The 24,452-nt window shown below is 46.5% G+C and carries 23 protein-coding genes, 1 tRNA gene and 1 pseudogene; 17 read left to right on the forward strand and 8 right to left on the reverse strand.

The window, feature by feature from the left end; genetic code table 11:
- The first annotated feature begins 123 nt into the window (after positions 1-123).
- The 14 genes and pseudogenes from IMZ38_RS01100 (at position 124) to IMZ38_RS01170 (ending at position 13,662) form a co-directional block, all read left to right on the forward strand.
- Positions 124-1,176 (forward strand): pyridoxal-phosphate dependent enzyme, encoded by a 1,053-nt coding sequence (locus IMZ38_RS01100; protein WP_193436364.1) that lies wholly within the window; start codon positions 124-126, stop codon positions 1,174-1,176.
- 57 nt (positions 1,177-1,233) lie between these two features.
- Positions 1,234-1,308: transfer RNA gene (locus IMZ38_RS01105), tRNA-Arg, on the forward strand.
- A 223-nt stretch (positions 1,309-1,531) separates the two neighbouring features.
- Positions 1,532-1,960, forward strand: coding sequence for a hypothetical protein (locus IMZ38_RS01110; RefSeq protein ID WP_193436365.1), 429 nt, complete (start codon positions 1,532-1,534; stop codon positions 1,958-1,960).
- A gap of 9 nt (positions 1,961-1,969) precedes the next feature.
- Positions 1,970-2,131, forward strand: coding sequence for a hypothetical protein (locus tag IMZ38_RS01115; protein ID WP_193436366.1), 162 nt, complete (start codon positions 1,970-1,972; stop codon positions 2,129-2,131).
- Positions 2,128-3,246 carry a glycosyltransferase family 2 protein gene (locus IMZ38_RS01120; protein ID WP_193436367.1) on the forward strand — a complete coding sequence of 373 codons (1,119 nt, stop codon included), beginning with the start codon at positions 2,128-2,130 and terminating at the stop codon, positions 3,244-3,246. Before IMZ38_RS01115 ends, IMZ38_RS01120 begins: the two co-directional genes overlap by 4 nt.
- 206 nt (positions 3,247-3,452) lie before the next feature.
- A complete protein-coding gene (locus IMZ38_RS01125; RefSeq protein WP_193436368.1) occupies positions 3,453-4,475 on the forward strand; it encodes a glycosyltransferase in 1,023 nt (340 codons plus the stop codon).
- Between the two features lie 72 nt (positions 4,476-4,547).
- Positions 4,548-5,624, forward strand: a complete 1,077-nt coding sequence (locus tag IMZ38_RS01130) for a hypothetical protein (protein WP_193436369.1) — start codon at positions 4,548-4,550, stop codon at positions 5,622-5,624.
- Complete coding sequence (locus tag IMZ38_RS01135; protein ID WP_193436370.1) at positions 5,621-6,295, forward strand: nucleoside/nucleotide kinase family protein; 675 nt, start codon at positions 5,621-5,623, stop codon at positions 6,293-6,295. Before IMZ38_RS01130 ends, IMZ38_RS01135 begins: the two co-directional genes overlap by 4 nt.
- An 11-nt stretch (positions 6,296-6,306) precedes the next feature.
- Positions 6,307-7,518, forward strand: a complete 1,212-nt coding sequence (locus IMZ38_RS01140; RefSeq protein WP_193436371.1) for a glycosyltransferase family 4 protein — start codon at positions 6,307-6,309, stop codon at positions 7,516-7,518.
- Positions 7,519-8,562: 1,044 nt separating this feature from the next.
- The gene (locus tag IMZ38_RS01145; RefSeq protein WP_193436372.1) at positions 8,563-8,841 is read left to right on the forward strand and encodes a hypothetical protein; all 279 of its coding nucleotides are present in this window, start codon (positions 8,563-8,565) and stop codon (positions 8,839-8,841) included.
- Between the two features lie 58 nt (positions 8,842-8,899).
- A pseudogene (locus IMZ38_RS01150) lies at positions 8,900-10,064 on the forward strand (glycosyltransferase family 4 protein).
- Between the two features lie 437 nt (positions 10,065-10,501).
- Positions 10,502-11,680 carry a glycosyltransferase gene (locus IMZ38_RS01160; RefSeq protein ID WP_193436374.1) on the forward strand — a complete coding sequence of 393 codons (1,179 nt, stop codon included), beginning with the start codon at positions 10,502-10,504 and terminating at the stop codon, positions 11,678-11,680.
- 5 nt (positions 11,681-11,685) lie between these two features.
- Positions 11,686-12,345, forward strand: a complete 660-nt coding sequence (locus IMZ38_RS01165) for a nucleoside/nucleotide kinase family protein (RefSeq protein ID WP_193436375.1) — start codon at positions 11,686-11,688, stop codon at positions 12,343-12,345.
- Between the two features lie 102 nt (positions 12,346-12,447).
- Positions 12,448-13,662, forward strand: coding sequence for a glycosyltransferase family 4 protein (locus IMZ38_RS01170; protein WP_193436376.1), 1,215 nt, complete (start codon positions 12,448-12,450; stop codon positions 13,660-13,662).
- 398 nt (positions 13,663-14,060) lie between these two features.
- Here IMZ38_RS01170 and IMZ38_RS01175 read toward each other — a convergent pair whose 3' ends face one another.
- The 3 genes from IMZ38_RS01175 to IMZ38_RS01185 all read right to left on the reverse strand — a co-directional run bounded on the left by IMZ38_RS01175 (position 14,061) and on the right by IMZ38_RS01185 (position 15,338).
- On the reverse strand, positions 14,061-14,378 hold the full coding sequence (locus IMZ38_RS01175) for a hypothetical protein (RefSeq protein WP_193436377.1): 318 nt from the start codon (positions 14,376-14,378) through the stop codon (positions 14,061-14,063).
- Between the two features lie 310 nt (positions 14,379-14,688).
- On the reverse strand, positions 14,689-15,105 hold the full coding sequence (locus IMZ38_RS01180) for a hypothetical protein (RefSeq protein WP_193436378.1): 417 nt from the start codon (positions 15,103-15,105) through the stop codon (positions 14,689-14,691).
- A 2-nt stretch (positions 15,106-15,107) separates the two neighbouring features.
- Positions 15,108-15,338 (reverse strand): hypothetical protein, encoded by a 231-nt coding sequence (locus IMZ38_RS01185; protein WP_193436379.1) that lies wholly within the window; start codon positions 15,336-15,338, stop codon positions 15,108-15,110.
- A 198-nt stretch (positions 15,339-15,536) separates the two neighbouring features.
- Between IMZ38_RS01185 and IMZ38_RS01190 the strand changes: the two genes are divergently transcribed.
- Together IMZ38_RS01190 and IMZ38_RS01195 are read left to right on the forward strand one after the other, a co-directional pair.
- Positions 15,537-16,457 carry a dihydrodipicolinate synthase family protein gene (locus IMZ38_RS01190; RefSeq protein WP_193436380.1) on the forward strand — a complete coding sequence of 307 codons (921 nt, stop codon included), beginning with the start codon at positions 15,537-15,539 and terminating at the stop codon, positions 16,455-16,457.
- A gap of 231 nt (positions 16,458-16,688) precedes the next feature.
- The gene (locus IMZ38_RS01195) at positions 16,689-18,086 is read left to right on the forward strand and encodes a hypothetical protein (RefSeq protein WP_193436381.1); all 1,398 of its coding nucleotides are present in this window, start codon (positions 16,689-16,691) and stop codon (positions 18,084-18,086) included.
- Positions 18,087-18,190: 104 nt separating this feature from the next.
- Here IMZ38_RS01195 and IMZ38_RS01200 read toward each other — a convergent pair whose 3' ends face one another.
- Genes IMZ38_RS01200 through IMZ38_RS01215 form a run of 4 tightly spaced genes read right to left on the reverse strand, consistent with a single transcriptional unit; the run spans position 18,191 to position 22,024 of the window.
- The gene (locus tag IMZ38_RS01200) at positions 18,191-18,847 is read right to left on the reverse strand and encodes a DUF1122 family protein (RefSeq protein ID WP_193436382.1); all 657 of its coding nucleotides are present in this window, start codon (positions 18,845-18,847) and stop codon (positions 18,191-18,193) included.
- Positions 18,848-18,850: 3 nt separating this feature from the next.
- Positions 18,851-19,804, reverse strand: coding sequence for a 2-oxoacid:ferredoxin oxidoreductase subunit beta (locus tag IMZ38_RS01205; protein WP_193436383.1), 954 nt, complete (start codon positions 19,802-19,804; stop codon positions 18,851-18,853).
- Positions 19,794-21,716 carry a 2-oxoacid:ferredoxin oxidoreductase subunit alpha gene (locus tag IMZ38_RS01210; RefSeq protein ID WP_227410939.1) on the reverse strand — a complete coding sequence of 641 codons (1,923 nt, stop codon included), beginning with the start codon at positions 21,714-21,716 and terminating at the stop codon, positions 19,794-19,796. The genes IMZ38_RS01205 and IMZ38_RS01210 overlap by 11 nt, the downstream gene beginning before the upstream one ends.
- 5 nt (positions 21,717-21,721) lie before the next feature.
- Positions 21,722-22,024 carry a hypothetical protein gene (locus IMZ38_RS01215; protein WP_193436384.1) on the reverse strand — a complete coding sequence of 101 codons (303 nt, stop codon included), beginning with the start codon at positions 22,022-22,024 and terminating at the stop codon, positions 21,722-21,724.
- A gap of 211 nt (positions 22,025-22,235) precedes the next feature.
- On the opposite strand from IMZ38_RS01215, the gene gapN reads away from it, so the two are divergent.
- A complete protein-coding gene (gene gapN / locus IMZ38_RS01220; protein ID WP_193436385.1) occupies positions 22,236-23,777 on the forward strand; it encodes an NADP-dependent glyceraldehyde-3-phosphate dehydrogenase in 1,542 nt (513 codons plus the stop codon).
- A gap of 30 nt (positions 23,778-23,807) precedes the next feature.
- Here gapN and IMZ38_RS01225 read toward each other — a convergent pair whose 3' ends face one another.
- Positions 23,808-24,368: a rubrerythrin family protein gene (locus IMZ38_RS01225; RefSeq protein ID WP_193436386.1), complete on the reverse strand. Its 561-nt coding sequence runs from the start codon at positions 24,366-24,368 to the stop codon at positions 23,808-23,810.
- Positions 24,369-24,452 lie beyond the last annotated feature (84 nt).

Genomic DNA, 24,452 nt, shown 5'->3' on the forward strand with positions numbered 1-24,452 from the left:
TATATATACTATTTCCGAAAGGTTATAAACTAATTGCTAATCCCACTGGAAAACCCTGGTTAATCGTTGAAAAGCAATGCTTCAAATATTTAACATGTAGTAATTATTAAGGGTGCCCGTGGATTGGCTGAGTGGTACTGCCCTCGGTGCGGGTTTAAAGCAGGCTTGTGGAGCAGGTACTTCTACGAATGCCCCGTGTGCAGGTTCCCCCTGGAGATCTCTCACCCGCTGGTTTTCGAGCCTAGGGGGCGGGGTCTAGCCCGGTACTCGTCCATGCTGCCCTTCACTCCTGAGCGTGGGAGGGGTGAGGGCGGGACCCCGCTGGTTAGGGAGGTGTTGAACGGTGTTGAAGTATGGTTTAAGCTGGACTATTTGAACCCTAGCGGGAGCTTCAAGGACAGGGGGTCAGCTCTCTCACTCTACTATGCTTACAGGATGGGGTTTGACACCGCTGTCGAGGATACGAGCGGGAACACGGGGATATCCGTATCGCTCTACTCAAGGCTCTACGGGCTGAAGCCTTTCATCTACATGCCGAGGAGTGCTCCGGAGGGTAAGAAGAAGCTTGTGAGAAGGCTTGGCGGAGTGGTGGTTGAAACGGTGGACAGGGCTGAAGCGTCGAGGAGGGTGCTGGAGCGTGCTGGGGAATCATTCTACGTCTCCCACACCAGGAGCCCCTTGTTCCTCGAGGGCTTCGCTACAATTGCTTACGAGATTTACGAGGAAGCCGGGGTCCCCGATGCCTTGATCATCCCTGTCGGCTCGGGCTCCCTCCTCCTAGGCGTGTATAAGGGTTTCAAAAACCTTGCAAACCTCGGACTAGTCTCTAAAACACCCGTGATCTACGCTGTTCAAGGATACAGCGTGCAACCTGTTTACAAAGCCTTCAAGGGGTGTGAGGAGCAGGGGGAGGCTTCCACCCTGGCGGACGGGGTTGCTGTGCCCAACCCGCCGAGGCTTGAGCAGATTGTTTCAGCGGTGAGGGAGAGCAAGGGGGATGTCGTACTGGTTGGGAACAGCGAGATCGAGAAGGCTTACACGGAGCTCTGGGAGAGAGGCTTCACAATAGAGCCCACCTCGGCAATAGTTTACGCAGCCTTCCTGAAGCTGCTCGACAGGCTTAAGGGTATGAGTGTGGCAACCGTTTTAACAGGCTCAGGGCTGAAAATGATCTAACCATTCATCCCGGAGAACACACTATTAAAGCATCCAATCTAAATAACTATTTGAAAAGGGCCCGTAGCCTAGCCTGGACAGGGCGCCGGCCTCCGGAGCCGGAGGACCCGGGTTCAAATCCCGGCGGGCCCGTCAAACAAAGCACTCACTAACTAGTTCACAGTAAGGTTCCAACAGAGTGATTCAGGAACAAGCCCACACCCTGTTTAAAGAGCGAGTGCACACGCTAGAGGGAATGGTCTGGTATTACATCCTGCTGTATAGGGGAATCCTTCCACGGGTTTTGAGAAAATTTTTAAACTCACTCCCACTATATAGTGGTGTTGATTTATAGGGCATTGCTGAGTGAGATGTGTTGACACTTATAGCCGCTGCCTGGATGGATTTACTGGAGAGTAGCCACCCCCAGGGCTCCCTTGAGGTGGCGAGGAGCCTGGTTGCCGAGCACCTCGTACCGGAGAATATTGACAGAGATGTTTTAAAGCGCTACGTGAGGAAGGCTTTGAGAAACGGTGCTTGGCGAAGGCTCCGGAGGGAGTCCCGGGCCCTCCTCTGGGCGGCGGCGAAACACCTCCACAAGGTAAAATCCCCTGTCCTCCGGGATGTTTTAAGGGGGATATTGCTGGAGATAGAGCTCTCCACTCTAAGAGGCCGCGCAGTATTCTACGGCGCACTCCTAGCCCTCAGGCAGGGCTTAACCCAAGTACTCGGCAACTTGAAAAGACTGATAACACTGGGAGTAGGCTACCTAAACCTGCCAACAATGTGGAGGGTGCTTGGTTAGAGGCAACACATGCCTGATCCACTAGCACACTACGAATCAAGCACGCTAGTGGCTGGAACCAGGTTTAACACCAAGATAATCCAGGGAGCAGGAGTGTGCTATATCAGCACTGTAACAACCATAGTCACACTGGAAATCCTTAGGAAGCGCCTTGGCTTAGAGAAGCAATGAATGCAACACTATTAGACATTGTAGCATTAATGCTTGGACTTATACACTTTGGTGTACCATTAGCATACTACTTCTACATGAAGAAGAAGTACTTGAACAAGCCGTGGAACATCCGTGTCGACGAGAACTACAGGCCTAAAGTGTCGATCATCCTGCCAACATATAATGAATCCAGGATTATCCAGGCAAGGCTGGACAACATTCGCGGCCAAGACTATCCTAAGAGCCTGATGGAAGTAATCGTTGTCGACAGTAACAGTAGTGATGGAACAGCCGAGCTTGTTGAAGAGTCAGCCTCCAGGCATAGAGACATAGAGTTGAGGCTCATCCGGGAGGGCGAAAGGAGGGGTAAAGCACACGCGTTAAACCATGGGTTGAAGCATGCTACAGGCGAGATCGTAGTCATAGCGGATGCCGACGCGATGTGGCCCAGGGAGGCCCTTTCGGAAACCATGAAGTGGTTTGCAGACCCTGGGGTTGGAGCGGTCTCATGCTTGAAGAAGCCGGTTGGGTCAGGAGTTAACAGTGTTGAGGAAGGGTACAGGGAGTACTACAATGTTTTGAGAATAGCCGAGAGCAAGGCGCATGCTACCCCGGTGTTTCATGGAGAACTAGGGGCTTTTAGAAGAAGCCTGCTTGAGAAGCTTAATGGATTCCCTACCGATATAGGTGCTGATGACAGCCACACGGCCACGCGGATAGCCTTAATGGGCTACAGAGCAATCACCCCGGAGAACATCTTGGTTGAGGAGATAGTCCCCGAGAGAGGCTACTTCTGGTGGAGGGTGAGGCGGGCTCAGCACCTGATACAGCACTTCGCTAAAACACTCTGGATGATGAAGCAGGCGCCGAGAGAGTTCAAGTGGGTCCTGGCCGTAGAAGCATTCCTACACCTTGTAAACCCATTCCTGCTACTAGCATCAATCACATTGCTGGTAGCAAGCATAGCAACCGCGCAATCCACCCTCGCACTAGCTATTACAACACTGGGAGTGGTGCTACTAGTAGTAAAACCATATAGAACGTGGATAGCTCAACAACTACACCTCATCATAGCAACGTTCAGAAACCTAAAAAACAAGGAAATAGTCTGGGATAAACAAGTTAAATCGTAGACATAAAAGCAATGAGGCTAAGAAGTCAATTCACTTCAAGTGTATTATTTGTTTACACATATTATAGTGCTCCGTGGAGACTTGTATCGGGCGATGATGTAAGAATACATTCTATCTGTTCCGCATTATGTGTGCATTTAAATAGGGTGATAGTGTTTACACTGGATCATACCCGATGTAGCTATGCATACAAACTCAAAGATTGTGTGTACTATGTTCATGTGCCTCGGTGGTTCTATAAGTCAATAGCCGGGTTATTAAAGTGGAAAAACCAGGAAGATCTAAATCCATTAATTAAGCTGACCCACTACGTAGACGAGTTTATGGCGGTTATAAAGGTAATGAACGTATTCAGGAGATCAAACTTCTATTTGGTCTTTGGCTCCATGACGCTCTTCTCTTTTTTCGCACACTTACTTGGATTAAAGGGCAAAATAGTGATTTACGATCCCTTGGCAAATTACTCTCAAACACTGTATCTGCGTTCACGGACTAATATCAATGAGTTTCTACGTTATGGACTTTACCTTGCGCTACATAAACTGCAATTGAGGAGCTCAACAAGTGTAATATACCCTTCTGAGATAGATCTCGTAAACGCAAAGCGTATGTTCAAAGTTAATAGAACAGCCGTAGTACCAAATCCTTATCCCATATGCTTTGAGAGTATTGATGAATATCTAAAGCTAAGGTCTAAAAGAGGCGCGGATGTACCTCACTTTATACTTTTAGCAGGTGGAAGGGCTAAGGCAAATGAGGAAGCTGTTAAAACGACTATAGAAGTCTTTAATGGCATGCCGCCCGATAAATTTAGACTCTACATAACAGGACCCTGGGATGATATGAAAAAACAAGTACGAAACCCTAGCATCAACATCTTGGGCAGAGTACCCTACGAAGAGCTAAAGAAATACTTGGCTGAAGCAGACTACGGACTTTCGCCTGTCTTCAGCCATGCGGCAGGAACATTTCTAAAAACTCTCGCATATGTAGCAAGCGGGCTAAACATCATAGCTACCCCCCAGAGCTTGCAAGGGATAGGCTTTTCAGCTTTGCGCAATAGGAAAGTATTCATTGTTAAAAACCAAGTCGAGTATAGGAGGGCTATTGAGGAAGCCCTATCTATATCGCAGGGTGGAAAACCCTACATTATTACCTGCGATAGCTGGGAATCTCTTTGGAGGCAAAACGTGGCAAACATAATTGAACTTGCAACCTACGATCAATGATTATGTCCGAATTCGCAGTAAAAGATTTGCTGGAGATAGAAATTTCATCTACTGCTTTTACGGTGGAGTAAATTGAGCAAAAAAGATGTTTTGGAGATAGGTGTTTCTGAATTTGTGACTAAAGTTGCAAATCCGTACTTTACTTTGCGCGAAGACTTCTCTGATGTAAGTATAACAAAAGATTTCTTGAGTTCTTCGATAAAGTTCGCCGTGAAAAACAAGGTTTTCCCTCTCTTCTATGAAGGATGTTTAAAGCTTGGCATAAGACTTCCAAAGGAAGCGGATCTTCTAATGGATGAATATGAAAGAAAGTGGAGAATGCAGATTGAAGAGATGGGTTCACTGTTGGACATTTCAGAAAAACTTGGTATTGAAATAATGATCTTCAAAACGTTTAAGCCTTTCCGATACATTCCAGACGATGTCGATATACTTTTACGCCATGAAAAAGACCTTTATCCTCTGATAACCAAGCTTGGGGAAAAGGGATATTTCATACTTAAAATAGGTACTCCTGAGGTTGTTCTAAGGAAGATCGGAAAAGGCGGTGCTTACGTAGACCTAGACATTCACACCCGCTTAGCCATTGGATATCTGGACGTGTTCAGGGTTGAGGATTTATGGCGCATACAGGCCTATGAAAGGTTCAAGCTTGAAAATAAGTGGATTGCGTTTAAGCTTTCCGAGGATTATGAAGTTGTTAGAGAGGCCGCTTATGCATTGCTTAAAGACTTTAATTTATCCATACCTGGGCTTTATTTTGCAATCCATGCTTTGATGAAAAGAGACATAAGAAAAATAGAAAAAATAGCTGTGAGGAGTAACTTTTATTTGCCATTGGTTATCTACTTATACAGTGCTCAATACTTAGCACACAAACTATTTAATTTCGATATAGATTTACAGCTTCAATTTAACAAACGATTTATATCTACGATGCCTTTGAGGATTATCAAGTCTGAGATTTCTAGAGAGTTTAGAGTGCCATATCCGTATCCTGTCTCCGTAATAGCTTGGACTTACATGTTGAAAACGTGGTTGGAAATAAGTCGGAATAGAAATTTAAAAGTTTTAGGCCAGGTAATTAAGCAACCTTCATCAAAGGGCATAGGTATACTTTTAAATTACCTCCGGGAGCGCTTCAAATGAGTGAGCTAAACTGTAAAATGATATACTTCTTTGGCCCTGATGGAACGGGTAAGACTACACATGCTGATCACGTAGCATCTTATTTGAGGAGGAAGGGGTGTAGAGTGTGGCGAACAGGTGTCAAGCATCATCATACCCTAGCATATTTGCTTTTAAAACTACTAAGCGGTAAAAACCCGGATGGACTTCCTCTCAGCTATTATGGCTTTAATGATGAGCTTAAACAAAAAATCAGAACGCCTTGGAAAATACTTGAATTGATAAGTTTACTTCCAGCAATATTCTACCGCGTGCTTCTGCCACAGCTACTAGGTTACATTGTGATTTGTGATAGATACTTATTGGATACATTAGTAACTCTCTCATACTTCTTAAACGATCAGGAGTTAATCACGGGCACGTATGCAAGACTGCTTACTTTGATGATCCCGAAACATGCGGTTCTTTTCTACATGAATGCGAGCACAGAGACTATACTTCAAAGAAAGAAAGACGAGCCTTTAACATCTAAACTCGTTGAATACTACAAATTAGCGTATCAAGTTATCATAAGGCAGGTAAAACTGAAAGTGGTAACGATTGATACAAGTAATGCTAAGATCGAAGATGTGAAGAACTTAGTGATGCAATATATGATTGAACATTGCGCTATAGTTGAACAACCAAGGTAGGTCACGGAGTAATGCCTTCTAGAATACTTGTATTTTCCGAGTTGTTTTACCCTCATGGAAGCGGGGCCGAGCTAGCTACATGGTTATATTCGAAGCTACTAGCTAATGAAGGCTTCAAAGTAACGGTTGTCACCACCAAGTTTCCGGGCGAATCTTCACACGAGTTATTGAGCAATGGAGTAGAGATATACAGGATACCCATGAAAATGGTACTGTACGGAACCAGGTATTACACACTAGCCAATCTCGGAGTTTTACTAAGTAGTTTCATAAATAAGCTAATAAAGCAGAACGATGTAGTCTACATACCGGGTGGCTGGTACAGTGTAATACCAATCGCCAAAATTAACAGAAAACCCGTAATATTACACGTACACAACTACTCATTAACATGTCCAACATCGCTAATGTACGACTTTGAAAAACAGAAAATAGGGCCTTCCCCCCTCAAATCGTTCATAATACATGAAATGATAGAAAGAAGGCGGAAAGCGGGATCTGTTGTAGGCTCCGCCTTTGTAAACGAACTTATAGGCAAACACTACAGTAGACTAGGAGCTCTCGCAGACGCGCTGATCTTTGTTAGCCATGCACAGAGAAATTTGGTAGTCTCAAAATCACCACACCTACGAGATAAAAGCTATGTTATTTACAATCCAATTCCAGACTTACCATATATCAAAGCAGAGAGTAAAGGCATAGGCTACTTCGGCGGAAAAAGCTTCGCCAAAGGCTTCCACATTCTAATAAAAGCATTAAAATCCATCCAAAACAATAATGCCAATATCACAGTTTTCATGACGAAGATCTCAGAAAAACCTTACACGATAAAACTCAGAAATGGTGTAGTAGTTAATTTACTGCCTAGGGTTAAAAGTCTCGAAGAGTTCGTGAACAAGATTGCATGTACGATAATTCCCTCTATATGGCCGGAACCACTACCATACGCGTTAATTGAGTCTATGTTGCATGGCAAACTGATTATCGCGTCAAATATTGGCGGAATACCTGAAATCGTAGCTGGAGCAGGCTATGGTGTTAAATTAATAAAACCAGGAGACTACAATGCAATCGCAGATGGGATAATGGCCTTTAAATCTCTCACGTTGGAGGAAGCTAACGAGCTAGGCATTAAAAACAGAGAACACATCATACAAAAGTTCAACAACCGTAGAACCATTTCGACATTCATAAGCGTTTTAGACAGAATATATTCGCAATAGTTATAGGCGAATTCCATGTTTTCCTTTTCTTATCCTTTCCTCGTCTTATATTTCTCGATGCTCTACTCAATAATCTTTCTTAAACTTCTCACGCATAATTCTTTAGGAGATAATCGTACTTGGTATCAGTTCAAATCTTTTTACATCGGAATGTTGCTTCTTCTACTTGTTCTCCCATGGGCCGTATACGCAAGGTCAAGTCCTCAGAACTTTCGCAATCCAGACATATTTGCCTACATGTTCGATTCCGAAGAAATTTTACGATTAGGCCATATACCAAGCGTCTTAAAGGAGGACATGTATTATGTATCATTTCCCGTATTCACTCTGCTAACTTCCCTATTATCCCTCACGTCAAATCTAAACTCGTTACACTCCGTTTTATTACTAAACATGATAATCCAGATATTATTCTGGCTCTCAATATGGACTTTTATTCGTGAGATTTCCAATAGATTATTGAGACTCAGTCACATAGCCTTTGGCATGGTTACGGTTGTCTATGCTAACCCGTATCTCTACGGTTACTTTAATACGCCTTTGCCACAAACTATGGGACTCTTTATTATGCTAATTTTGTATACCATCTATATCCGGCTTCGCATACTAAGTATAAGTAATTTAATCACATATCTCATTCTTTTGATAGCGGGTCTAGTGCATATAACGGTTATACCTTCCTTTTTATTCATGGTATTTGTACTGTACCTTCTAAATAGAATTACTTTAAGACAAGGTATTCAGCACGGTGGTATTCAACATGGACAATATCGCGTATTGATACCTATAGCTGTGTTTTCAATATATATAACTTATACTGTCGCTCTTTATCCTTTTAGTGGTTACTTACAAAAAGTTTTGGGTTTTATAAATCATGTTATAGTAGCTGCAGCACGCGGAGAGGTGGCGATAACCGAGGGTTTGCCGAGAGGGGTGTTGTATCCTTTAAATGCGCTAGGTCCTGCATTAGTTATAGGTGCAACTTTGTCATACATAATAATGCATCTTCGTGCAATCCTTAAACATGAGGAAACAGATAATGAGTTGGGAGCTGTTGCATTAACATCTATGGTATTCATTACACTCGGTAGTCTTAGACAGAGATTCTATGTATGGGGCATCGCATTTTTCAGTATTTCAAGGTATTTCAACCTTCCCGGGTATGCCTTGGCAACGGTTGTAGCAACATGGATTGTGGCAAACGCTCTCAAGCATCAAAAGCAAAGATGGTTGTCAATACTACTAATTGCAGTGTTAATATTATCCGCCATAGGCGGATTGCTGGATCCTCTGGCTTTTAGAAGCCTCAATCTCAATCCATAAATAATAAGTAAAAAGAAGTATAAAGAAGATAGGGCTATCATTAAAAGGGAGGGTTGATTTGAATAATTTCACAAATTTACATGACCAGAAAACATGTAAAAAGCCAAAAATACTAATTATTTCCTCCGCCCCTATTACCCCATACTCTAGTGGATACCATGTCAAGGGTAGGCAACCTATTATAGAACGATTAACGCAAATTTATGATGTTGTACCATGGGGTTGGACGAGGCGCCGCGAACTACCAATCAGTTTTAAGCACGTCTACCTCTTAGATGGTTTACCAATTTTCCTCGGTCTTACACGCTGCATACTGAGGGGCCGCTTCGATGTGATAATCACAACAGGTATTCCTGTGTTGGAGTCTATACCTGCATTTATCTTGGCCAAACTTCTGCGCATTCCCATAATAGTTAGGGAGACCCATTGGTACTGGCCTAATACCCTTGTCGCTAAATTGGCATGGCCCATAAACAAATTAATGTGTTCCAATGCTACATTAGTAATCTGTCCAGGTAAACGAGCGTATACTTACTGGCGATTGCTAGGCATACCCAAGGAAAAGATTAAGATCGTTCACTTCTACACCAGTGTACTTCAGCCAACCCCTGAGAATGTAGAGTTTGCCAAACGCCTCCGAGCTGAGTTTGACGACAAAGTTATCGTATTGTACTTTGGTCGGCTAATAAAGAAAAAAGGTGTAGACTATTTGATTAAAGCATTTGCAAAACTCGAGAGAGAATTTGAGAACATTGTTTTAATTATAGCCGGAGACGGGCCTGAACGACAAAATCTAGAAAACCTATGTGGGGAGTTAAAGGTAAAAAAACGTTGTTTTTACCGGGGCTATACCTGAAGAAGTTAAACCTGCTTATTTTCTAGCCGCAGACATTTATGTTTATCCTTCAATCACGCTAGAATTACCTGAAGAGTGGCCTTTAGGCGTGGTAGAGGCCATGTCGGTCGGAAAGCCTGTTATTGTTACCACTGCGGTTGGTTCCGCCCCCGATGTAGTTCAACATGGAGTTAACGGTTATATTGTACCAGAAAAGGATGCAGATTCCTTGTACAATGCGCTGAAAAACATAATCATGAATAAAGATGCGAGGGAAAGAATGGGCATAACGTCTAAGAAAATCATAGAAAAAGCTTACACGTATGAACACGCGGTTAAAGGTTTAGATAGAGCAATAAGAGCGGTTATTTGTAGCAGAGCAGATTAAAAAGAATGATGTAAAATTCAAATGAGGCGTAAAGCTGTGCAAACAGGGAAAAGCCGTTAAGTATAATCTTCATCCCGTTTATCGAAAGTGATACAAGCGAACGGATCCCTTCGTTAATTAGAGTCTTATGTTTTCAGAAGAAAGCATAAGTGGCTTATTCTCATAACATCACACTATGAATGATAACCGATCCATCCAATATGGAAAGCTCGTCATAAGTTTTTGTATTTTATTTGACTTCACGTTCAGGGCACGCAACACTCCGGGCTCTCTAACAACATGAACCCAAAGGTACTAACTACAGAGACAATGATAATGCGTAAAAACCCCTCAACACTGATAAAACCGAAAACTTTACTACATACGGCTTGGTCGAGATAGCCTATTATCGTATGTAAACAGAACATTGAACCCTAAAGTTAAGATAGGAAAACGAAATGTCTAAAGCCAATATTCTGGTTATTACCTCAGACCCCTGGTTGGACAGGTTACATGGAGCCTCAGTTCTTAGAATGTTTAGAAGCCTTGCAGATACTGGATATAAAGTCCGGATAATAATGCCTAGCACTATCAATAAAAGTGTGAAACAAAACAACTTGCTAATTACGACCTTAGAAGTCAAAAATTATATTCCATTATTCACCTTAATGAAATTATATGCTTCGGCTTTTAAGATCCTTTTAAGGGAAAGACCTAAGCTTATAATTTTTGACTATTCCATGCTTCCAATATTCTTTCTTGCCAAGACACTGCTAAATAATAAAGGTATAATGTTAATCCTCAGCAGGCCAGTAGGCGAATCTGGTTTTAGGGGCTTTATCAGATTTCTCAATTTCAAGTTATCCCTTATCATTGGCAGGTGCTTTGTTGATCTTTTCACTGCCATAACACCTTTTGAAGCTTATGAGTTTTCAAGAATTGCAAATATCCCGCTGAGAAAGTTTGTGGTTATACCATCTCCTCTCGGAGACGAATTTGTAAAATTCAGCATTTCTGAAAATATTAACGAAATAAGACCAAAACTAGGGCTTCAATCTCTAATTAACAAGAAGATCCTCCTTTATCACGGAAGTCTAGATAAAGAAAGAGGTATTATGCAAATAATAAAGCTTTTTTACGAGTCATTTAAAGAAAATAGTGAAATAGTTCTTTTACTAGCTGGAACAGGTACAGCCGAAAACTTGATAAGAGAATTCATCAAGCAAAACAGAGTTAACAATATAATTATTTTACCTCCTGTTCCCTTCGAACAGGTTCCAATACTTGTATCTTCATGCGATGTAGGTCTTGTAATACTTCCGGATCATCCTTGGTGGCGATATCAATGTCCTACTAAGCTAGTAGAGTACCTAGCATTGGGTAAACCAGTGATTGCAAGCGATTTACCTGGAATAAGATGGGTTGCTGGTAAGTGCCCATTGGTCATGTATATAAAATCCTTGAAGAAGAAGGAATTTGAAGAAGCAGTTAGTAAAGCGCTCATTCTGATTAGAGAACCGTCATTCAATCTTGAAAAATTATATGCACAGAAATATGTACAAAGAAGATTTGGTAGTTCCAGTATTGCCTTAAAATTGGGATACTTGATCGATTCGTTAATAAATAAGTCAAGGTAGTAATTATGAAGTTCATTTACCTTTACGGGCCCGATGGTGCTGGTAAAAGTACGCAAGCACGATTAATTGTCAAGGTATTGAGGTTGAAAGGATTAAAAGTAAAGCGTGTATTAATTCGATCGAAACACTATCCCTTCCGCATTCTTTGGAACTTTCTCAGGCTAACATGCGGTGAACCATATGTTTATCCCGGAGGATATGTCACAAAGGTTCCTAAGAGAACAATATTGCAAAGAATTTCAACGTTTATTGTATATGCAGAATTACTGAATGCGTTGGCCTTAACGTTCATTGTTCAACTCTATTTACGTCTCGGCTACGTTATTGTTGCCGAGCGCTATCTTCTAGATTCATTCACGGATTTCTTGTATTTCTTCAAAAATATTGTGAAAAAAAGACCCATTGGTGTCTTGAAAATACTGTTTGCTTTTATCCCCAGAGATATGATTTTTATATTTTTAGACGCGGATTACCAAACTCTTTGGAAACGCTATAAGAAACGTGGATCTATTCCTGAGCCGGAGGATTATATTGCTTTTCAAAGAGCCGTCGGCAAAGTTTTCTCTCAGCGATTTAATCCCAACATAACAATATTTACACCTAAAAACACTATAATTCAAACACATTCCCTAATAATTAACGTCGTCTTTAAAGAAGAAATCTAATAGAATTGGCGAAGGATGTGCGATGTGTATTTTATATTTTATGTTACAATTATGTTATTTTCGTATTAAACTGGGTTAGGTTAGAAATTAGGTGTAATTGAATTGGATATTTTGATATTAAACAATACGGGTTGGGGGCTTGGAGGTGGTGTGGAGGAATATTCTAGAATACTAGCCGACATAAATCTTGAGTTGGGTAATAGAATTATTAAAGCATCTTTAAATCGGACAAGGCGGACTTATGAAGACTTAGTTTTATATGCTAGAACAGAAAAGCATATCGTAAACATTTTTGATAATTACCTTGAGAAAAGCCTAAGTAAAGTCTGCTTAAGATTCAAAATTGACTTAATACATGCTAACATCACAGATGCCTATAATGGTTATCCTATCTTCAAAGTATCTCGTAAACTAAAAATCCCATTGGTTTTCACTATTCATGGATGGAACTACTTATGTCCTATAGGGTGGAAGATAATGCTCCCAGAATTTAAAGTGTGTAAAAAGATAGCGCCACATCCTCATTGTGCTATATGTGTAGCTTCGCTAAAAAAACATGAATCGCGATCACCAATAGAAATCCCTTTAAAAATCACTCGCATACCTTATGTTTCTTATATCTATAGGAAATTACTACAAGACGCTGATTGCGTGATCTCTCCTTCTAAGACATTTACTCTTGAATTATATAGGGAACTTGGCGTTAAGGCTCAGTACATTCCAAACCCGGTAAACCCAGCTCTACTAAGAGACGCATTGGAACCCCGAGTAGAGTCTATACGTAAAGATGAAGAACAAATAGTGCTCTTCATTGGTCGACTTGTCCATGAAAAAGGTGTATTGTTCCTACCAGAAATAGCTAGGAGGCTGAATCCGAAGGCTGAACTCCACGTAGCTGGGACGGGGCCTTTAGAGGAGAAACTAATGCGATACCGTATGCCAAATATGATTTTACACGGCTTATTGTTTGGAGAAGAGAAAAAGAATCTTTTGAAAAGAGCCTCAGTTGTTATTGTACCTTCTGTATGTAGGGAAATGCTTCCTTATGTTATACTAGAAGCTTTCGTTCATCGTAAACCCGTTGTTGCTTTCGATGTTGAGGGTGGACAGAAGGAGTTGATAGAGATGACTGGCAGCGGCTTACTCGCAAAGCCATTTGACATTCAAGACTTTGCCGATAAAGTTAATTACTTGCTTCAAAACCCTGATGAAGTTGAAAATATGACGAGAAATGTGCACAAAGTATTGTTAAAGGAATTTACAATCGACAATTACAAAGAGAAACTAGCAAGAATTTACAACAATGTAGTAAGCTAATAGTAACCACAGTATTCTTAAACTGTGAAATCTATTCCGTAAATGATGTTTCAGTAAAGGACGAGAGAAATTCGTAGCTATCTTATAAGTCACGGCTCTATTCAACCAGATTGTGCAAGTGCGAGACTCCGGCTTAGTGCTTTCATTGGGTAGAGTCTAAAGCAGAGTGAGAAACCTGGGTTGAAGAGGCTTCTTATAGTTATAAGCGTTGGGGAAGATCGTTGATTCACTTGTTCATTATTATGATTCAATGATGATGTTTTAACAGGATTACTCGTTATGATCCAATTATTGAACGTTGTTTAATCATAACTTACCGAGATTCTGCCAGCGATTTCAGGGGATTTGGGAGTGGATGCTGGTGTTTACGGTTGTGTTTTTCTAGGTGATTATGTGCCTTAGCTTCTCGGGATTGTGAGTGAGAGTGGGAATATGGCATCTTTGGCTTTTACTCCCGTGTTTTTGGTTAGTTTGGCGAGGTGTTTCTGGTATATTGTTTGCTTGGGTTCTTTTATAATTGCTGAGAGGTTGTCTGCGTAGTCTACCGGTAGTGGTATTTCTGTCTCGCTACTGACTTGTACTAGGCTTGAGATTGGTTTGATCTTGCTCAGTGAGTTGTTGGTTGCGTGCTCGGTCTTGACTGTTACCGGGTATGTTGTGGCTGGGGCTCTGTTGTAGGATTGCTTAACCGTGGAGCCTCTTGGCACGTTTTTCACTACGGATTCATACTATCTAAGTCTGGCCTCCAGCTAATCCTCCGACATCTCGGGCCTTTCCCGGAGTCTTCTCAACTCCTTGTAGATCTTGGGGTGGGAGCCGGCTGTCTCGTGGTTGGAGGGCTCTAGGGTCAAGCTTATAACTGTTTTATGGCTGAAGCCTTTTGCTTACGCGTTGTTCTCGAAGACTGTTGCCTTGTGTGTTCTAATGGTTGGTGTAGTGTTTAACCGGGTGGGGTGGGCTTTGTCTTCTGCGGGAAGGGTGTTGAAAAAGTGTGTGGTTTACGGGTTGGGATTGGGCAGGGGAGGGTTATGCTTGCTTCTTCGTTAATGCTGACTTGGCTGCTTTATACAGTAGTATCCACCCTATAACGCTCACTACTGCTGCTACGGGGAGTGTGATGCCTAGTGCTGTCCCCGCGATTATTAGTTTAGCTGAGGTTTTGAAACCGCTTACACCTGTGAACTCTTCAAGCTTGAACAAGCCTAATGCTAAACCTATCTCCCCGATAAGCCTCAGTATATCAGCAACCGTTAGCAAACCACTCATTAAAGGCAACATGATGCTGATGAATAATAGTGCTGAGAAAACACCATACCCTACCTGAACCAGGGTAGTAGGCGTGGAGAAATCCTCGAGACTATACTCCTTGAAGCGTGTGAAAGACGGTATTAAGTAGCCGAATATTGTTAAAACATAGACTGCTGCAACAATAATCTCCACCACAATTATGAATCCAAGAGTGTAGCTAGAACAGGAATCCCACCGGGAGCTACCGTGTTCTGAGTTAAAACCAGCAGCGATAAACCACCGATCGCGGCAAGGATTAAAACACCCGCAGCCCTAACCACCAGCATTAAAACAGCACCAATCCTCAGCTTCTCCAAGCCCCCGGTAAACCTATCACTCACCTGGTCCGACTCGTAGGTCTCGCCACTTGAAGGAAGGGCCTCCGACATCGAACCCCCGATATAAATTACCCCACGCGACGATATATGCTTTACAACCAGGGATCAGACACCGCGATTTCCAAACAAGTTGAAGCCAAACCCCTCCCGGGCAACCACCTGCTCTCCCGTTCACACCGCCACAGTGAGACAGGGTTTCCACAAGGGAATCTATATACTTGGCTTTACTTAACGTATATAGGGCTGTGCATGAGTGCTGCGCCCGCTAGGTTTCACGGGGTTATAGTCCCTCTTATAACACCGTTCAAGGAGGATTTCTCAATAGATGTTGACGCTACCAGGTGGCTGGTTGAATACCTGGTTGAGAACAGGGTCCACGGCGTCTTCCCCAACAGCACTACGGGCGAGTTCCCACACTTATCCAGGGATGAGGCTGTATTGCTTACTAAAGTGGTTCTCGAGGAGGCTGGCGGCAGGGTCTGGGTTCTCCCAGGGATAAGCGCTAACTACACTGAGGACTGTGTCTCCCTGGGAAGGGTTTTCAAGGATCTAGGCGTTCACGGCGTTATCCTGACACCCCCGTACTTTTTCAAAGTATCCGGGGAGAGGCTGAGGCTACACTTCTCAAGAGTTCTTGAAAAAGTTGACCTCCCCCTCATAGCCTACAACATCCCAGCCGCCACAGGCATCAACATACCGGTAGACCTCTACGTGGAGCTAGCCAGGGAGTACAGCAACCTAGCCGGGGCTAAGGTAACCTACGAGAGCTTCACCTACATTAGACAGTTGATCCAGAGGGTTAAAGAGGTTAGGAAAGACTTCGCGGTTTTAACAGGCCTGGACGACATGCTCCTACCAGTCTTAATGATGGGCGGCGACGGGGGCGTGATGGCCTTGGCTAACGCTTACCCGCAGCTGCACAGGGCAGTGTACGATGCCTACGTATCCGGGGACCTGGGGAAAGCCCTGGAGGCTTGGAGGAGGCTGCTAAGCCTGGTTAAAGTATACGACTACTCGACATCATACCCGACAGCGGTTAAAACACTACTCAAACTGCTTAAAACACCTGTAAAACCCTACGTAAGGCCGCCGCTAACACCTGAAAAACCCGGGGTCGAGGAAAGCATTAAAAGAATTGTGGAGGAACTGGGCATTCCACCGTTAAGCTAGCATCCCTGGAACACCCAGGGGTTTCCTACTCGTTTTTAAGGTTTTGTTTAAATTCTAGAACAAACTAATTATATATAGGCTATAAGCAGAGGACTTGGATATCACTGTTTCCATCGGGGTGTTATTCTGAGGCTGAATAAACTCCTGGCCGCTGTCCTCGCCACCGTCTCAGCCCTCAGGCTCATACCCTGGTTTGTAAACAATGCTGTTTACTCAACTGATACATGGCCCTTGCTGAGGCTGGCCGCTCTGCTGGAGGCTGAGCCCGGGGTGAGAATGCTCGAGCTTGCCACGCACCATGCTAAATATCCTTCAGCAGTTGTTTCATCGCTAACGTACACGCTTGTGACAGGGGTAGACCTTTACTCCTTCTACGCTTTCATAGGAGCCCCCTTGCTCTCGCTCGCGCTAGGAATCCTCTTCTACGCTCTGCTTAGAAGGTTTTTCCAACCCTTGGCAAGCAGTCTCGGAGCCCTAGCACTGGCTATCTACCCTTCCTTCACACTGTTCACCAGTGCCTACTTGAAAGAGGTTTACGCGCACCCGGTCGCGCTGACCCTGCTACTCCTAATGGCTGTCGGAGGGGGTAAAAGTAGGTGGCTCGGTATTGCCACCGCATGCATGGGGCTCGTTCTCAGCCACCCGCTAACCTCACTGATCACGCTGGCATATCTTACAACGCTAATGTACGTAAGAGTTGTGGACGCGTTGAAAAATCCCGGGCTGGAAGGGCTCAGGGCTTACTCAAGCACTATATATGCTACCGCACTACTGGGCGTGGCCTGCGCGGTGTTTGCCTGGCGGATCGGGATGCCGGTGCCGCTTAACCCAGAGACCACGGCAATGCTTGTAGCCTACGGGCTGGTTTTCTATGCTTCCTACCTCGTCCTCTTCAGCATTAGGCATGATGGTTTAATAGCCATGCTAACCCCCAGCCTCCTGGTTTTCGAGCTCATCTCCCACCAGTACTCGGTCTTCACGGAGGCTTTGAAAAACACCCTTTGGCTCCTGCTCTACGCTACCCCTCTAGCCTTCCTAGCGGCCACGCCGCGCAAGAGCGGGAGAGGTGAGCCAGCACCCCTGAGCCCTGTGCCAGCAGTTCTACCAGTCGCTGCCACCGTGCTCTATGTTTCAGCCCACGCAGGGTTCGCCGCCTCCATAGTCCACAGATTTCTAAACTACCTCGTCTACCCTGTAGGGCTCGGCTTGGCGAAAGCCTCAAAGACGAGGCCTTTTGCAACATGTCTCCTAGCTATAGTGCTACTAGCATCGTCAACCATGCTTGTCTACGAGGCTTCAACAGGCGGGGACTCGCTCACCTTCTACTGGAGGTACACTGTGATGGATTTAGAGCTGAAGAGCTTTGTTGAAGCACACTCCTCCAGCCGCCTCCTGGGGAGCGCTAAATACTGGTATATGCTGGGCGAGGAGCACGCCTCCATAGACCTCGGGCTGGTAGCGGCCCTCGCGGACGAGGGGTTGGGCAGGAGGCTACTAGTGTTCAGCACGGAGGAGCTCCGCTACGGCTTCCCAGTAAGCCCTCTGCACTACGTTAAGCCATGCTTCAGCATGCAAGCTATCAGGGGCCTCGTCTACAGCAACAGCTACTCTTTCATAGGGGTTTTGTAAACCCGGCTGAAAACTACCTCGCTGAGCCAGGCGCTGAAGAAGCCCCGGCTTCCGTTGGGGAAGCTGGTGGGGGTGAAAAAGAATAAGGCGTGATGGGTTTTGCCTTAGCCCGGTGAGCATTTCTCGATTATTCTCCGAGCCCTTTCAACAGCATTCGCCAGGAAGCCCTCCCTGCTCGGCTCATAGGACCTCTTTCCGGCTGCTTCCAGGAACTCCTCGGCCTCGCCGCAGATTTCACGTAGCTGGCGGGCCCTGTGGTTCTCATCCAGCGGTTTCTCACCCTGGAGCTTAGGGCTGCCCTCCATGAATCCTTCTGCGAAGTACCAGTTCTTGAACCATGTGAAGCCGTTTTCAAGGAGCATGTAGCCTAGGCGTGTTAGGGGCGGGGGGACGCCTGCTTCGAGAGCCTTGTATGTTTCATCATCATAAACGTACTCGATAAACATCTTCTCCCCTGGGGAGAGCTGGCTTGCTAAGCACTTGACCAGGCTCTCCTCCTCTGGCGAGTTCACGTAGACGTATCTAAACTTTTTAACATAGACCTCGGGGAGGATGTGGAATATTTCAACCCATCCCCGGTAGAAGGGAGGTCTACCGTTGAACTTCTTCACAGCCAGCAGCCTAACCCAGGTCTCCCCCAGCCCCAGGTATACCTCGTGGTTAACCTCCTCGGGAAACCTCCCCTTTCTAGCCACTATCCTAGTTTCGAAGGGTTTCAGGGTTTTGAAAACCTCTAAGCAGTCCAAGCCTTCCCCAGCCACTTTCTACCTCCCCTGCGTCCCCGAAACCCTTACTATGAACTCCTTGAACATTTTCTCGAAAGCCTCCTGGCTCAGCACAGGCTTCCCGGCTGACTCTATAGGCGTGTTAGAGGGGTTTTGAACCGGGTATTTCCTCAGCCTCTCGCCAAGCCTCTCCTCAAAGGTTGACACGTGCGGGTTGACGTAGAACACTCCTACCGGTATTCTATCACCCCATTCAAGGCTCTTCTCAACAGCCCGCATCAGCTTAACACTGGCTTCCTCGGATGTTTTCACAACAGGGTCCCATCCAGGATCGCTTTCAAGCTTGTAGACTGCTTTCCTGTAGAAGTCAGCAGTGTACACGTCGTTGAATGTTATACAGGGCTGTAGGACATCTATGAACGCTGCCCCGCGGTGTTGAACAGCCATTTTGATCAAGTTCTTTAAGTACGCTCCGTCGAAAGCGTAGCCTCTTGCAACGAACGTGTAGCCTGATGAGAGGGCGAGGAGAACCGGGTTAACCGGTTGCTGAATATTCGGCTTAGCCAGCGACTTCGTCCTGGCTTTCAAAGGCAGTGTTGGCGAGGCCTGCCCCTTGGTTAAACCGTAGACGCCGTTGTCGTGTAGTATTACCGTTACGTCGATATTCCTCCTCCCCAGGGCTACGAAGTGCCCTGCGCCTATGCCCAGCAGGTCTCCATCACCCCCGTGGACAATAACCTTCAGCCCGGGGTTGGCCAGCTTAATCCCTGTTGCGAAAGGTATTGCCCTCCCGTGGAGAGTGTGGACGCCGTTGACGTTGACGAAGTGGGGTGTTTTACCCGAGCACCCGATGCCTGAGACTATTACTGTTTGCGAAGGATCAAGGCTCAGCTCCTCCAGGGCTTTCAACAGCGCTGTCAGTATTCCGAAGTTCCCGCAACCGGGGCACCAGTCAGGCCAGACGTTGGACTTGTAGCTCCACCTAGGCTCCATAAGTCAACACCACCCTTTCCCTCCTGCCTGAAACAATCTCCTCCAAACCCTTGACCAGCTCGTCAAGCATGATCGGCCTCCCAGTGTACTTTGAAACACGTTTAACAATCCTCCTCCCAGTGCTCATTGAAACCAGCTCGGCAATGTTCACGCCGTAGCTGTGCTCGACAGCCAGGATCCTTGAGTCGGGTAGCCCACTGGTTATTTTCAGGAATTCCTCAGATGGGAATGGCCATAGGAGTTTAACATCGAGGTAGGCCATCCTCAGCCCCTTCTCCGAGAAGTACTCGATCGCGTCCAGCACCACTCCTTTAACCGAGCCCCACCCTACCACAAGGTAGTCTGGGCTACCCGGCCCGTGAAGCCTCAGCTTCCTCTCCAGCGGCAGTTCTCTCTGAATAAGGTTGAGCTTCTCAATCCTTTTCGAATACATCTTAACCCTGATCTCAGGGTCCTCCGCGATATGCCCGTGCTCGTCGTGCTCGTCGCCCGTGTACCACATCACGGTGTCCCTTGCCCCGATGAATGCTCTAGGGGAGATCAGAGACTCCAGGCTGAACCTTTTATAGCCGGGGCCTCCCTTAGCTAAAACACCTCTCTCAATCCCGACCCCTCCGAGATCGGGTACGGGCATCACGGCGACAGTGTTAGCCAGGAACTTGTCGAGCAAGTGTATCACGGGCACCTGGTATTTCTCAGCAATGTTAAAGGCTTCGATAGTGTCGTAGAAAGCTTCGAGATGGTCGCTGGAGGATAAGACTACTCTAGCGAACTCCCCGTGCCCTGCGAAAACAGCGTTGAAAAGGTCGCTCTGGCTTCCACGGGTTGGCTGCCCGGTGCTGGGGCCTCCCCTCTGGTAGTATGTTATGACCAGGGGGACCTCGTTCATGCCTGCCCAGGATAATCCTTCAACCATTAGGTCGAAGCCTGGGCCGCTGGTGGTTGTGGAAGCCCTAGCCCCTGTTAAAGCCGCGCCGATAGCCGAGTTCACCGCTGCTATCTCATCCTCAGTCTGCACAACCACTACTGAGCCTACCACCTCCCCGGTCTCATCCACTATGTTGTCGTACCTCTCAAGAAGGAAGCTCTCGTCTGCAGCAGGGGTTATAGGGTAGTAGCTCTGATACCTAACCCCTGCCACGATCTTGGCGATAGCCACTACGTCATTGCCTGTTACAACCATTGCCTTCTCCATGGAGAATCCTGGTTCATCCAGCCTCACAGCCCCGTAGTGATTGCTTAAAGCATCCCTCACCAGCCTGTAGAGCGCGGTGTTCTGCTCGACAAGGTGCTTCCTCTCCCCGAACTGTTGCTCAAAGCCTTGCACAACAGCTTCCTCGCTCAGACCTAGGACAACAGCGACCGATGACACTATGATACCGCTCAGGAATCTTGAGAGAGCGCGTGCGTCAATCCTGTACTGCTCGCTCAGGGTTTTCAGGAGCGCGGAGAAGTCCAGCCCGAGGGGGAGGATCCTCTTATCCCTCTCCAAGTACTTGACAACGGATTCCACGGAGGGCTCGACATTCTTATCCGACAGGATCCTGGCAACCCTCTCCCTGGTGGCATCCTCCATGCTCGGTATTTCATCAATCCTCCTGGATGAGGTGTTCACATCGTATATTAGGATCCCGCCCTCCGATATGTCGGTGAAGTGGGTGAAGACTGTTTCAGCATCCATTGAAGCCAGTATTTCAACAGGGTATTTGAGAGACCTGGGAGGCTTGACGGAGGATGCGAGCATTTGAATATAGCTGTGCCTCCCGGTTATGTTTGAGAAGTACTCCCTATCCGCTATCACCCCATACCCCTTGCTGACGAGAACCCTGCTCAGGATCCACATGGATGTTTCAATACCCGAGCCCTGCGGACCCCCTAGCAGGATGCCTACCTCTTTCAAGCTTCCACCCATCCAGCTCAATCCCCGCTAGGCGCTTCCTCAGCAACGGATTCGTCGACGAGGACGCCTGGGATGACCACGTGTTTCCTGTAATGCTCCAGCAGCTCCTCCTCGCTCGTAATTGTTGAAGCACACGTTAAGCAGTACAGCCACCCCTCCTTCTCCAGCACGGCTTTCAACTCGTCAATAGTTGCCTCCCTGAAATCCCCGCAGGGTGCTCCATGCTCGATGGCTGACTCAGCCCTCCTCCTCGCCTCACAGTACCCTATGTAGGGGAGTATGCTGTTAGGCTTGAAGTAGACGCATCTCAGGCAGCTCATTCATCCCGCCCTCCCGGGAACCCACCCTTGCCAAGCGAGTTCTCCGAGCAGGTTTGAGAAGCGTGTTTAATAATCCCACCTGTGTTTTTAAAATGTTTAACAAGGATTTTAACGCTTATTGTTCAACCACGACGGGGCTGTTTTAAAACCTAATGAATGGTTTAAACAATTAAACATGAAGGTATAAAATCATATATTCCCTTAATCCATCATGGAGGCGGTTGAAACGGACTCCTTCAAGCCTGGTTCTAAACTCTTCGAGGAACTATACTCTGTGAGAAACGGTTCCACATACTTTAAAACGTTCATCACTGGTGAATGGGTTGACACAGGCTCCTACATGGATGTTAAAACCCCGATAGACCTGTCCGTGATAGCCCGGGTTTCAAAAACCGGTTGGGAGCTGGCGGACAAGGCCATGGCCACGCTGCACGCCAGGGGAAGGTGGAGCGCCAGGGACCTGCCCGGGTGGAGGCGCGTGGAGGTTTTGGAGAAAGCTGCTGAAATGCTTGAGGAGTTGAAGGAGGACTTCGTGAACGCGTTGATGATTAACTCGGGTAAAACCCGTAGCCAAGCACAGGGCGAGGTTTTGGCAAGCATTGACAGGCTTAGAGCCGCCCATCTTGACGCTAGGAAGATTTTCGGCGAGTACATGCCCGGGGACTGGGATCAGACAACAATTGAAACCGAGGCTGTTGTCAGGAGGGAGCCTGTTGGAATAGTGCTAGCAATCATCCCCTTCAACTACCCGTTGTTCGACACCGTGTCGAAGATAACGTACAGCTTCATAGCAGGCAACGCTGTAGCTGTTAAACCCCCTTCAGCCGACCCGCTACCCGTGCTCCTCCTTGCAAGAGTCCTGGAGGCAAGCGGGTTCCCCAGTGATGCTCTAGCAGTTCTAACAGTCCCCGGTAGCGAGAGCGACAGGATCATAAGGGATGACAGGGTTGGCGTGGTAAGCTTCACAGGCAGCAGTGAGACGGGGAAGAAGGTTGTTCAGAAAGCAGGGATTAAACAGCTCGTTATGGAGCTAGGGGGAGGGGATCCGGCAATAGTCCTGGGCGATGCCGACGTGGACTTCTCAGCTGAAAGAGTGGCAATGGGTATTTACAGCTACTCCGGCCAGAGGTGCGATGCTATAAAGCTGGTCCTCGTTAAGAACGAGGTTTACGGACCCTTTAAGAAAGCCCTGCTGAGGGAGCTCTCCAAGGTCAGGGTTGGAGACCCTAGAGACCCGTCCACGACAATAGGTCCCTTGATAGAGCCGGGCGCTGTAGACGAGGCTTTGAAAGCTGTTGAAGACGCTGTTGAGAAGGGAGGAGTAGTGCTCCACGGGGGTAGGAGGCTGGGGCCAACCTACATGGAGCCAACACTGGTCGAGTTCAGGGATCACGGGTTGCTGAGGCAGAGCATCCTCTACTGGAAGGAGGTGTTCGCCCCTGTAGCCCTTATCACAGGGTTTAACAGCGTTGACGAGGCTGTTTCACTAGTGAATGAGAGAAGGTATGGGCTGGACGCTGCTGTCTTCGGGCAGAACATGGATGAGATAAGGAAGCTGGTAAGATTTCTTGAGGTCGGGGCAGTGTACGTTAACGATATGCCGAGGCACGGGGTAGGCTACTACCCGTACGGGGGGAGGAAGGACTCGGGGATTGGGAGGGAGGGTGTTGGCTACTCGATAGAGTACACAACCTCCTATAAGACCATAATATACAATTACAGGGGCAAGGGCGTGTGGAAGTACACGCTCTAACCGGTTGATTTTAAAAAAGTTTTTTGAAAGCTAGAACCCCTTGTACATGCTTCTCGGGGCGCCGCAAACAGGGCACTTCTCAGGGGGCTCCCTGCCCACGTGGGTGTGGCCGCATACAGGGCATATCCAGACTTTCTCGTCAGGGCCTAGGGGGAAGTCCTGCTTCCTATCCACATACTCCTTAGCGGTCTTGTAGAGCTCTGCGTGAATCTTCTCCGCTGACAAGGCGAAGTGGAAGCTTCGCTGAGCCTCCCTCTCACCCTGATACTTCGCTATCTCGAGGTAGACAGGGTACATCTCCTCCACCTCGTAAACCTCCCCTCTGTAGGCTAGGTCGAGGTTTTTACTAGTATCCCCGGGGCCTATTGGAGCACCTGATGAAACCTTGGCCTCCTCGTTGAAAATTCTCAGCGCATTGTAGTGGTTTCCAGCGTGAACCTGCTCCGCGTACGCTATAGCCCTGAAGAGCCTTGCCACGTTGCTGAACCCTTCCCTCTCAGCAATGTCCGCGAAAACCAGGTACCTCATGTGAGCCATTGACTCACCGGCGAATGCTGAGAGGAGTGCGTCCTTGGTCATGGATTTTACCATTCGCCCACCACGATTATATTTCGAGCTACCACAGCTTATTAAGCTTAGCGCGAGCGTTAACCCAATGGATTTTCAACCCGCAAC

It is taken from the genome of Thermosphaera aggregans (genome assembly GCF_014962245.1).
Lineage (GTDB): Archaea > Thermoproteota > Thermoprotei_A > Sulfolobales > Desulfurococcaceae > Thermosphaera > Thermosphaera chiliense.

Bases quoted from the DNA above. Each gene is read 5' to 3' on its own strand.
- IMZ38_RS01225 (WP_193436386.1), bottom strand. From the start codon at position 24,368: ATGGTAAAATCCATGACCAAGGACGCACTCCTCTCAGCATTCGCCGGT.
- IMZ38_RS01115 (WP_193436366.1), top strand. From the start codon at position 1,970: ATGCCTGATCCACTAGCACACTACGAATCAAGCACGCTAGTGGCTGGA.
- IMZ38_RS01165 (WP_193436375.1), top strand. From the start codon at position 11,686: ATGAAGTTCATTTACCTTTACGGGCCCGATGGTGCTGGTAAAAGTACG.
- IMZ38_RS01215 (WP_193436384.1), bottom strand. From the start codon at position 22,024: ATGAGCTGCCTGAGATGCGTCTACTTCAAGCCTAACAGCATACTCCCC.
- IMZ38_RS01160 (WP_193436374.1), top strand. From the start codon at position 10,502: ATGTCTAAAGCCAATATTCTGGTTATTACCTCAGACCCCTGGTTGGAC.
- IMZ38_RS01135 (WP_193436370.1), top strand. From the start codon at position 5,621: ATGAGTGAGCTAAACTGTAAAATGATATACTTCTTTGGCCCTGATGGA.
- IMZ38_RS01205 (WP_193436383.1), bottom strand. From the start codon at position 19,804: ATGGAGCCTAGGTGGAGCTACAAGTCCAACGTCTGGCCTGACTGGTGC.
- IMZ38_RS01140 (WP_193436371.1), top strand. From the start codon at position 6,307: ATGCCTTCTAGAATACTTGTATTTTCCGAGTTGTTTTACCCTCATGGA.
- IMZ38_RS01210 (WP_227410939.1), bottom strand. From the start codon at position 21,716: ATGGGTGGAAGCTTGAAAGAGGTAGGCATCCTGCTAGGGGGTCCGCAG.
- gapN (WP_193436385.1), top strand. From the start codon at position 22,236: ATGGAGGCGGTTGAAACGGACTCCTTCAAGCCTGGTTCTAAACTCTTC.
- IMZ38_RS01120 (WP_193436367.1), top strand. From the start codon at position 2,128: ATGAATGCAACACTATTAGACATTGTAGCATTAATGCTTGGACTTATA.
- IMZ38_RS01190 (WP_193436380.1), top strand. From the start codon at position 15,537: ATGAGTGCTGCGCCCGCTAGGTTTCACGGGGTTATAGTCCCTCTTATA.
- IMZ38_RS01185 (WP_193436379.1), bottom strand. From the start codon at position 15,338: ATGTCGGAGGCCCTTCCTTCAAGTGGCGAGACCTACGAGTCGGACCAG.